This is a genomic window from Campylobacter showae CC57C, from assembly GCF_000344295.2.
In the GTDB taxonomy this organism is placed as follows: Bacteria; Campylobacterota; Campylobacteria; order Campylobacterales; family Campylobacteraceae; genus Campylobacter_A; species Campylobacter_A showae_B.
Genome location: NZ_AOTD01000173.1, coordinates 21,176 through 30,729, shown reverse-complemented (window position 1 = coordinate 30,729; position 9,554 = coordinate 21,176). Strand labels below are relative to the sequence as shown.

Below are 9,554 nucleotides of genomic sequence, written 5' to 3'. Positions count from 1 at the left end.
GTTGTGCTCTACCCCTGAGCTATTCCCGCATTTTTGTTTGAGAAATGAGATTCTAGCTGATTTTTGCTTAAAATTTTATTTTATTTCATCAAATTTCAAAATTTCGTAAGATAAAAATGATATAATTCCAAAATCTTTTCGATAATTGGGGTTATAGCTCAGCTGGGAGAGCGCTTGAATGGCATTCAAGAGGTCGGCGGTTCGATCCCGCTTAACTCCACCAATTAATATCTAATATTATTAACCTTCAAAAAATCCCTCAGCGCTTCGTATTCGCCGTTTTCAAAATAACGCCATTTGCCGGGCTTTAGCATACCAAGATCCACGCGGCCGAAACTAACTCGCTTTAGATCCATCACCTCAAGGTCGAAATATCCAAAAAACCGGCGTAGCTCACGGTTTTGTCCTTCGTTTATCACGACTTTTAGCTTCGTGAAGCCGCCGCTCGAGCCAAAAATTTTATAGTCCAAAAAGGGCTTAAATTCCATTGATTTTATCGCGGTTTTAGCATGTGCGCCCTTGGTAGCGTCCGCAGCAAAAAATCCCTCATTCATCGCCGTTATCACCTCGGGCGTTATCTCACCTTTTACTTTTAGGTAGTATTCGCGCTCTACGTCGCTGTTCATCAGCGCGGTAGCGATCGCAGGAGCGTCCGTTAGCAAAAGTAGCCCCTCGCTAGCGTAGTCAAGCCGCCCGATACTAACAAATTTAGCAAACTGTCGGTCCAAACTATCATAGATCGTTTTACGTCCGCGGTCGTCTTTTTTACTAACTAGCTCGCCTTTTTGTTTGTGATAAACGATCATCGTAAATTCTTTTTTCAGCCTTACTATGCGGCCGTTTATCTTCACTTTATCCTCATCGCTAACGCTAGTGGCCAGCTCGCTAACGACGCGACCGTTTACGCTAACTTTGCCCTGTTTTATGAGCTCGTCGGCCTCTCTGCGCGAATAGCTCGTGTTATGCGATATAAATTTATTTAATCTGCTTTTTTGCATTTTATAGTCCTAAATTTGCAAGGTCGTGTATATGTAAAACGCCGACCGGAATGCCGTTTTCTACGACGGCTAGTAGCTGGATCTTGTAACGCTCGATGAGCGCTAACGCGTCAATAGCCAACATCTCTTTATTATTTAGCTCTTTTGGCTTTAGCGTCGCATATTTGATCGCAGCGTCGTTTAGATCAAAGTCCTCTCTCATCAGCGCGCGCCTAAGGTCTCCGTCGCTTAAAATCGCATCCAAAACACCGTCTTTATCGACGATCAAAACTGTACCGAGTTTGCCATGCGTCATCGTATCGATCGCCTGCTTTAGGCTTGCATTCCAGCGGACTATCGGCAAATTTTCGCTTCTCATCAAGTCTTTTACTTTTAGAAATAGTCTCTTGCCAAGACTTCCGCCGGGATGAAAATTTGCAAAATCCTCTTTTTTAAAGCCTCGCTTTTCCATCAGGCAAACAGCTAACGCATCGCCCAGGGCTAACGTTAGCGTCGTCGAGCTAGTTGGCGCGGCATCTAGCGGGCAGGCCTCCTTGCTAACGTCAAGCTTCACAAACGCGTCGCTAAATTTGCCAAGCGTGCTAAATTTATCCCTCGCCATCGCGACTATCGGTACGCCAAAACGCTGCACGTGAGGCAGGATTTTAGTTAGTTCCTCACTCTCGCCGCTAAAGCTGATAGCTAGCAGCGTATCGTCCTTGCCGATCATACCCAGATCGCCGTGCATCGCCTCGGTCGGATGCATAAAAAAACTAGGCGTACCAGTGCTAGCAAGCGTCGCGGCGATCTTTGCGCCGACGTGTCCGCTCTTGCCCACGCCCGTGACCACGACTTTACCTTTGGTTTGGTATAAAATCTCGACCGCTTTTTCAAATTCGCCGTCTAAAATTTCGGCATTTCTTGTTAGCTCGTTAGCTTCGGTCTTTAGCACGTTAGCGGCTATTTTTATCATCTCGCTCATTTTGCGCCCTTACATCAGGTATATGATCGGCACGATAGTCGGGTATTTTTTGACTTTTCTAAATATATGCTTGCGGATGACTTGGCGCACCTGGCCTTCGAGCATCCTGCCGTCTTTTAAAAGCTCCTCTTTGACGTTGCTTAGATACTGCTCAAGCACGCCCTCCATCTCTTTTCTAAACTCGCCGTCTTGCTTATCGCCCACGAGTCCGTAGCTGATGACGCGAGGCTTGTTTATGAGCTTAGCGCCGTGGCGAGAGATTTGCGCGATAATCATCACGACGCCCGCTTCGGCCAAATTTTGCCTATCGATCACGACGTCGTCTGAAATTTGCTTGTTGATTTGGTTGTCGATAAAGACCTTGCCAGTTTTTACCGTCTTGGCGCGCTTCATGTATTTTTGGCAAATTTCCATCTGATCGCCGTCGCTCATCAGATAGATGTTTCGCTCGTCTACGCCACATGCCACGGCCGTTTCTTTATGCTTTGCGATGTGGTTGTACTCGCCGTGGACGGGAAGGAAAAATTTAGGTTTTATTAGACGTAGCATCAGTTTTTGCTCTTCCTGTGCGGCGTGACCGCTCACGTGTATCTCGCTAAAGTCCTGATACGCGACGCTAGCGCCTGATTTGATGAGGAAATTTAGCACCGTCGAGACGCTGCTTTCGTTGCCAGGGATCGCCTTTGAGCTGATGATGATCTGATCGGTCGGTTTTATTTTGATGTATTTGTGCTCATCGGTAGCCATGCGGTATAGCGCGCTCATAGTCTCGCCCTGAGAGCCGGTGGTGACGATCAGCACTTCGTTATCTTTAAATTTGCCGACTTCGTTAGCGTCGATAAAAATTTTCTTATCGAGCTTGATATAGCCAAGCTCCATCGCCGTGTAGAGGTTGCGCTCCATGCTGCGGCCGATGACGCAAACCTTGCGGTTGTATTTTAGTCCCCAGTCGATCGCCTGATAGACGCGGTGGATGTTGGAGCTAAACGTGCTCATTATCACGCGGCCTTTGGCTTTGGAAAATATCGCATCAAAGGTCTTGCCCACGCTGCTTTCGCTTTTAGTAAAGCCCTCTCTGTAGCTGTTTGTGCTATCGCTCATCAGGCACAGTACGCCGCGCTCGCCGTAGTAGGCTAGGCGCCCCAGATCAGTAGGGTAGCCGTCGATCGGGGTGTGGTCGATCTTAAAGTCGCCCGTGTGGATGATAGTGCCGGCCTTTGTCGTGATGGCAAGCGCGCTGGCGTCGATGATAGAGTGTGTGATATGTATCCACTCGACCTCAAAATCTCCTATCAAATACGGTTTGCGCTTTTCGACCGAGCGGAAAAGCGAGCGCTCCTGCTTTAGTCCATGCTCTTCAAATTTGTTATTTATCATACCAAGCGGCAATGGCGTGGCATAGATAGGAAATTTAAACTCTTTATAAAAGTAGGGCACCGCGCCGATATGATCCTCGTGGGCGTGCGTGATGACGACGCCTTTTATCTTATCTTTTATCTTGCGCACGTAGTCAAAGTCAGGGATAAGGATATCCACGCCGTGCATACTCTCGCTAGGAAAACTCATGCCGATATCTACGATGATCGCGCTAGTATCGGTCTCAAAAACGGTCATATTTCCGCCGATTTCGCCTAGCCCGCCAAGAGGCGTGACGCGGATCCTGTGATCGGTCGAGTTTAGGTATTTCATAGGCTCCAGGCGTAGTTCGTGGACGGCTTTGTTTGCCTCCATAGCGCTAGCTATATCTTGCTGCCACTGCTCATTACCGTTTAGCTTAGCAGGGTAAATTTTTCTTCGGCTTTCGCTGTTTTTTCGGTTTAGCTTCACCTGTTTGATTTTCGGTGTAGCGGCTTGCTTGTTAGCGTTTTTATTTTCGCCTTGCGCGCCGTTTTGGGAGTTTTGTTTGTTATTTTTACTGCGATTTTTTTTGCCGTTTTGTTTGTTAGCGTTAGATTGTTCGCCGTTTTGGGTATGCTGTTCGCCGCCGTCAAAAGGCTCTAAAAAGAAATTATCTATCACGCTTTGACTAGCTTTTTGCTCGCCGTTTTGCGCGTTTTGGTCTAAATTTTCTTGTTTATTTTTATTTCTCGGGCGAAATCTACGCTTTTTATTGCTCTTGCCCTGAGAGACCACCGCTTTTTCTTCGTTCTTGTCGTTCATTATCTTCCTTTAAATTTTTAAATACTTCTAGATAAAGATCGACATTTAGCTCATGCGGACGGATGTTTGCGCTCAAATTTAGCATGCTAAAAATTCGCTCGACTTCAGGCTTGTTATAGCTTGAACTCAAATTTTTCATTAGCGTTTTTCTAGGCGCGCTAAAGGCGATTTTGAGGTAAGTTTTAAATTTTTCGTATTCAAATTTACTCTCAAATACTCCGGTTTCGCCTATTAAATTTTTACTTTTTTGCAGTTTTATAACCGAGGAAGTTACCTTGGGCGGCGGGTTAAAGCAGCTCGCATCCACGTCAAAAAGCAGCTCGCAGCTACCTTGAAGCGAGGCTAAAATCGCCAAAGAGCTAAAATCTCTATCGCCGCTTTTTGCACTAAATTTGAGCGCGACTTCCTTTTGTATCATCACGACCAGGCCGCAACATTTCTCGTCCTCGACCGCATTTAGGATCATCTTCGTAGCGACGTAGTAGGGCAGGTTTGCCGCTAAAAAATACGGCTCATCGTTTAGGCCGCCTTCGCTCCATTGATCCAGCGCGTCTTTGCAAAAAAGTTTCAATCGTCCGTTTTGAATTTCGTTTGCGAATTTTTTCTGCAGCAGCGCAAAAAGCTCGGTGTCTATCTCGTAGCTAGTTACGCCGCAAATCCGCAAAATTCTAAATGTCAAATCACCTAAGCCAGGCCCAATCTCAACGATATTTTGCGTATCTTTGGGAATCGCTTGGATGATTTTGTTTAGCGTCGCTTCGTCGTGTAAAAAATTTTGTCCGAAGCATTTTTTTGCTTTAATATTTTCCATTTTTTTCCTAAATTTCGCCGATTTTACCCAAAAATATCTTATGTAATGATTAGATAAGTCAATTTTAGCTAAAATAAAGCCAAATTTTAGGTAAAGAAGAGCGATGAATCATTTTGCAAAACGCATAATCCCGTGCCTAGATGTCAAAGACGGACGAGTGGTAAAGGGCGTAAATTTCGTAGGTCTCGTGGATGCGGGCGATCCGGTCGAGATAGCCAAACGCTACAACGAGGAGGGCGCGGACGAGCTGTGCTTCCTCGATATCACGGCGTCGCATCTGGGGCGCGATACGATCGTGGATGTCGTGGAGCGGGTCGCGCGCAAGCTTTTTATCCCGCTGACCGTGGGCGGAGGCATACGCACGATCGACGATATCTCACGCCTACTAAACGTCGGCTGCGATAAAATCAGCCTCAACTCAGCCGCGATAAAAAATCCAAATTTGATAGACGAAGCGGCGAATAAATTCGGCTCGCAGTGCGTCGTAGTCGCGATCGACGCAAAGAAAACAGGCGAGGGCTATAGTGTATTTATAAACGGCGGCAGGCTAGATACGGGCAAGGATGCGCCTACTTGGGCGAAAGAGGCGCAAGAGCGCGGTGCAGGCGAAATTTTACTCACGTCGATGGACTGCGACGGCGTTAAAAACGGCTTTGAGCTAAATTTGACGCGAGTTTTTAGAGAGCTTGACATCCCCGTCATCGCAAGCGGTGGTGCGGGCGAAATGGAGCACTTTAAGGACGCATTTTTAGCGGGTGCGGACGCGTGCTTAGCAGCCTCTATCTTTCACTTTAGAGAGATCGAAATCAAGGTGCTTAAGAGATATTTGCGGGATCAGGGCATCGAGGTTAGGCTATGAAATTTGAACTCAAATTTAGCGCACAAAAGGGCATGGCGTGATTATTTCGGCTGGACGAAACGAAGTATTTGCATTCGCTCTACCTATGGGTGTGGGGCTGGTGGATATGAGCATAAATTTGACGACTCTTTTGCAAAAGCGAGCTATGGTTGATGGTTGCGGTAGATACGAGCAAATTTTGACGGCCAATCGGCAGCTTGACGAGAGGCTAAATTTGATTGATTCGCCTATTTTGCAAAGCGCGAAATCCTCACAAAATCCAGATAAAATTTTAAACGCATTACCGAGCGAGATTATTTTTATAGGCTCGGCAGGACTCTACAAAGAGGGGGAAGTTTTTAAAATTTACGAGAGCTCGGTCGCAGCAAATATCGAAATTTCAAGCCTAGAAAACAAGAGCTATTCGCCGATTGAGAGTGAAATCGCTTCTGTTGTTCCACGTGGAACATGTAAGGTAAATTCCTCAAATTTCATCACGACCGACCAAAATTTGGCTAATAAACTTTTCGATCGCGGATATTTTTTAGAAAATATGGAATTTTTTGCCATCCTCAAAGTCGTGCAAAAATTTCAAATCCCCGCTTACGGCATATTCGTAGCGACGAATTTCTGTGACAAAAACGCGCATGCCGATTTTATAAAAAACCACGAGCAGGCAAAAAAAGAGCTCGAAAAATACTTAAAACAAAAGGAAATCATTTGAAAAATTTGCTTGATTTTACATTAGACGAGCTAAAAGAGCAGCTCTCGCCGCCGTTTCGCGCGAAGCAAATTTTCGAATGGTTATACAAAAAAAACGCAACTAGTTTTGATGAAATGCTAAATTTGCCAAAAGATCTGCGCGCAAATTTGGCGCAGGAGTTTTACCTCGACCCGCTAAAATGCGTCAAATTTGAGCAGAGCGCCGACGGCTCGATCAAGTATCTTTTCGAGCTCAAAGACGGACTGCGGATAGAAAGCGTACTGTTGCCGATGAAAGAGGAGCTCAGTGATGAAAACGGCGAGGTGGCGCGCCATGCTCGTTATACGATCTGCGTTAGTTCGCAGGTAGGCTGCCGCATGGGCTGTTCGTTTTGCCTAACGGGCAAGAGCGGACTAACGAGAAACCTAACGCCGGGCGAAATAGTGGGGAAAATTTTATGGATAAAAAGAGAAAACAAAATCCCGTATGAGCACCGCGTAAACGTCGTATATATGGGTATGGGCGAGCCACTGGACAACCTAGAAAACGTTAGTAAAGCCATAAAAATTTTAAAGGAAAACGACGGGTTAGCTATCGCACCGCGCCGCCAGACCGTTAGTACGAGCGGTCTAGGCAGCCAGATAAAAAAGCTCGGTGAGATGGATCTGGGCGTGCTGTTAGCGATATCTTTACACGCCGTTACTAACGAGCTCCGCAGCAAACTGATGCCGATAAATAATGCCTACAAAATCGAGTCCGTTATGGAGGCGGTGAGGGGGTTTCCCATCGATATGCGTAAGCGAGTGATGTTTGAGTATCTCGTCATAAAAGACATGAACGATGGCATAAGGGACGCCAAAAAGCTCGTATCGCTGCTGCACGGTATCAAGGCAAAGGTAAATTTGATCTACTTTAATCCGCACGAGGGTAGCGAATACGGACGCCCAAACACGGCCGATATGGAGGCATTTCAAACGTACTTACGCGATCACGGCGTGACCTGCACCATCAGGCAGAGCAAGGGGTTAGATATCAGCGCGGCGTGCGGCCAGCTAAAAGAGCGCGACAATCAAACGAGCGGCAAAACAATAGCCAAGACGGCAAAATGACGCTACTTGATATATCCCAGATAGTTTTCGTTTGCGTTGTAGTTTTTGCGGGGCTCGGACTTATTATAAAGACGGCCTTTTATGACAAACGCGACCGATGATATAGCATTTTTGCTCTATGATTTTTTCTATTTTGATAAGAAATTTTCAAAAAATCCTAAAAATCTGCCTAGAAAACGAGATAGAAGATAAAAATTTAAGAGCCGAAATTTTAGATATTTTACACTTTACGACCTATTTGATACTCTGTCATCACGATAAAAAGGATATGTATAAGATAAAAAATTTCAAAAAAAGTAAAGGAAAAATTCGGCGATTATTTTCAGATCGTAAGGCAGATCGGCAAGAAATTTATAATGCAATAAAAGCGAAAATGAAACCGTAAAATTTATGAGTTACGATTAAATTTTATTTTTTAATAAATATACAGCACTCCATCACCATAGCCAAATTTATTCTACCGCCTTACGCTATCACCCACAAATTTAATCGGACTGTAAGCCTGCTGGGGCTTTGGCGTATTATACTCCCAACCGCAAGGAAGGTAACCTAAATTTAACATTCTTAGCAAATTTGTATTGAAATCAATGCGGAAATTCGGACAAATTTTACGTATGCCGCACTCTTGAAATGCGCGCAAAACAATCGGAAGCACCGAATAATCATAAGTTTCGGCCGGCAAACCGCATGTCTGAATATCTTGAATAAATCGCTCTTTTTTAGTTGACAAAATCTCCCGAGCCGCGTCAGCAAGATCATCTGTCAGCGAGTAGTACCGTAAAATTTGATCGCTAAAACGGCAAATTTCGGCAAAAATATCAAGATCGATATCGCTCCACTCGTTTCATTTTAGTAGCTTTGACAGCTGCTCAAATTTTGCAAATTTGACGCAAAACGGAGCAAATTTTTTATCGGTATCTAACGAGTGATTGCCGATATTTTTAAACCAATTTTTCGTATTTAGCTCGCTTTCAAATTCTGATTTTAGTTGTTCTATATTCAGTTTCATCTTTTATCTTTTTATTTTGATTTTGCAAAGTTGTAAAACTCATTTCTGGCATCAAATTCTGATTTTATTTTGTATTCTACGCCGTCAAATTTAAAGCAAATTTCATCAGAATGTAGTAGCAGTCTGGGAGCGCCGGTTGTCAAAATTCGCTCGCTTTCGCTCATCTCTTTATCTAAAATTTTCTTGATTTGCGGTCGCACTAGACCGTAGAGCAGTTCGCCTAAAATCTTATGTTCCACGTGGAACAAATGTAAGCGAATTTGATGCTGTCTGCCAGTGAGCGGTACGGCTCGAACCAGAGTCGCATCGATGTCGGCAAAATACTCTATCGGCAAAATCTCCGTAACTGCGCTTTTGCCGTCCTCGCAAATTCGCATTCGCATTTTCACGTCGTCATAGTCGTTTGCTAGATCCATACTCGCTTCGATACGCAAATTTTCGCTTATTTTGCCGTGCGCGAGTGCGACATAGCTTTTATAAACCTGCCTATTTTCAAAAAGCTTTTTCAAATTTACGACAGCATTTTTGTCTTTGCCAACGACGATGAGGCCGCTAGTTTCGCAGTCCAGACGATGCGCGACCGACGCCTCGCGGCCATAGAGCGACCAAATTTCATCATTTAGCGAGTACTCGCAGTGCCTGCCGTTTGGGTGACTGAGCACGCCGCTTGGTTTATCAAAAACGGCAAATTTCTCGCACTCAAAAATCGGCTTTAAACCGCGCGGATTCGTCTCATAATCTATCAGACAAATTTCACCGCTTAGCAAAGCATTTTTCTCGCTGACAACCGCGCCGTCGCAGATAAGTCTGCCTTTGTCGATTAAGCGCTGAGCTTCGCGCATTTTATAGCCGTTTTGCAGCAAAATTTCATACGCTTTTTGCCCTTCGGCACGCGCGATAAATTTATGAATATAAGGCAATTTTAACTCTTTAAATCTAAAATTTAAGGGCAAATTTAGCGGATA

9 protein-coding genes and 1 tRNA gene are annotated in these 9,554 nt (G+C 44.9%); 4 read left to right on the top strand and 6 right to left on the bottom strand.

The features are described 5' to 3' along the window. Positions 1–147 precede the first annotated feature (147 nt). Positions 148–223, top strand: a tRNA-Ala gene (locus H740_RS06730). A 1-nt stretch (position 224) separates the two neighbouring features. Here the strand turns inward: H740_RS06730 and H740_RS06725 are convergent. From H740_RS06725 to rsmA, 4 genes are read right to left on the bottom strand one after another with little or no spacing between them, the layout of a single operon-like run. Then, positions 225–998, bottom strand: a complete 774-nt coding sequence (locus H740_RS06725; RefSeq protein ID WP_002952646.1) for a pseudouridine synthase — start codon at positions 996–998, stop codon at positions 225–227. A gap of 1 nt (position 999) precedes the next feature. Then, the gene (locus H740_RS06720) at positions 1,000–1,959 is read right to left on the bottom strand and encodes a KpsF/GutQ family sugar-phosphate isomerase (RefSeq protein ID WP_002952645.1); all 960 of its coding nucleotides are present in this window, start codon (positions 1,957–1,959) and stop codon (positions 1,000–1,002) included. A 9-nt stretch (positions 1,960–1,968) separates the two neighbouring features. Then, positions 1,969–4,119: a ribonuclease J gene (locus H740_RS06715; protein WP_002952644.1), complete on the bottom strand. Its 2,151-nt coding sequence runs from the start codon at positions 4,117–4,119 to the stop codon at positions 1,969–1,971. Then, entirely contained in the window at positions 4,067–4,930 is an 864-nt protein-coding gene (gene rsmA, locus H740_RS06710) for a 16S rRNA (adenine(1518)-N(6)/adenine(1519)-N(6))-dimethyltransferase RsmA (protein ID WP_002952643.1), read from the bottom strand. The genes H740_RS06715 and rsmA overlap by 53 nt, the downstream gene beginning before the upstream one ends. Before the next feature lie 103 nt (positions 4,931–5,033). Here rsmA and hisF point away from each other — a divergent pair, with 103 nt between their 5' ends. The 3 genes from hisF to rlmN are packed head-to-tail and all read left to right on the top strand — an operon-like array spanning position 5,034 to position 7,580. Then, complete coding sequence (gene hisF / locus H740_RS06705) at positions 5,034–5,789, top strand: imidazole glycerol phosphate synthase subunit HisF (protein WP_002952642.1); 756 nt, start codon at positions 5,034–5,036, stop codon at positions 5,787–5,789. 37 nt (positions 5,790–5,826) lie between these two features. Next, a complete protein-coding gene (locus tag H740_RS06700) occupies positions 5,827–6,492 on the top strand; it encodes a hypothetical protein (protein WP_034957591.1) in 666 nt (221 codons plus the stop codon). Further along, positions 6,489–7,580: a dual-specificity RNA methyltransferase RlmN gene (gene rlmN, locus H740_RS06695; protein ID WP_002952640.1), complete on the top strand. Its 1,092-nt coding sequence runs from the start codon at positions 6,489–6,491 to the stop codon at positions 7,578–7,580. Before H740_RS06700 ends, rlmN begins: the two co-directional genes overlap by 4 nt. Before the next feature lie 844 nt (positions 7,581–8,424). Here the strand turns inward: rlmN and H740_RS11725 are convergent. Together H740_RS11725 and H740_RS06685 are read right to left on the bottom strand one after the other, a co-directional pair. Beyond that, complete coding sequence (locus H740_RS11725) at positions 8,425–8,589, bottom strand: hypothetical protein (RefSeq protein WP_156318411.1); 165 nt, start codon at positions 8,587–8,589, stop codon at positions 8,425–8,427. An 11-nt stretch (positions 8,590–8,600) separates the two neighbouring features. Next, a complete protein-coding gene (locus tag H740_RS06685) occupies positions 8,601–9,509 on the bottom strand; it encodes a pseudouridine synthase family protein (RefSeq protein ID WP_002952638.1) in 909 nt (302 codons plus the stop codon). Between the last annotated feature and the right edge of the window lie 45 nt (positions 9,510–9,554).

What these genes read in the sequence shown, in the direction of transcription:
- H740_RS06725 (WP_002952646.1), bottom strand. Translation starts at nt 998, where the DNA reads ATGCAAAAAAGCAGATTAAATAAATTTATATCGCATAACACGAGCTAT.
- H740_RS06720 (WP_002952645.1), bottom strand. Translation starts at nt 1,959, where the DNA reads ATGAGCGAGATGATAAAAATAGCCGCTAACGTGCTAAAGACCGAAGCT.
- H740_RS06715 (WP_002952644.1), bottom strand. Translation starts at nt 4,119, where the DNA reads ATGAACGACAAGAACGAAGAAAAAGCGGTGGTCTCTCAGGGCAAGAGC.
- rsmA (WP_002952643.1), bottom strand. Translation starts at nt 4,930, where the DNA reads ATGGAAAATATTAAAGCAAAAAAATGCTTCGGACAAAATTTTTTACAC.
- hisF (WP_002952642.1), top strand. Translation starts at nt 5,034, where the DNA reads ATGAATCATTTTGCAAAACGCATAATCCCGTGCCTAGATGTCAAAGAC.
- H740_RS11725 (WP_156318411.1), bottom strand. Translation starts at nt 8,589, where the DNA reads ATGAAACTGAATATAGAACAACTAAAATCAGAATTTGAAAGCGAGCTA.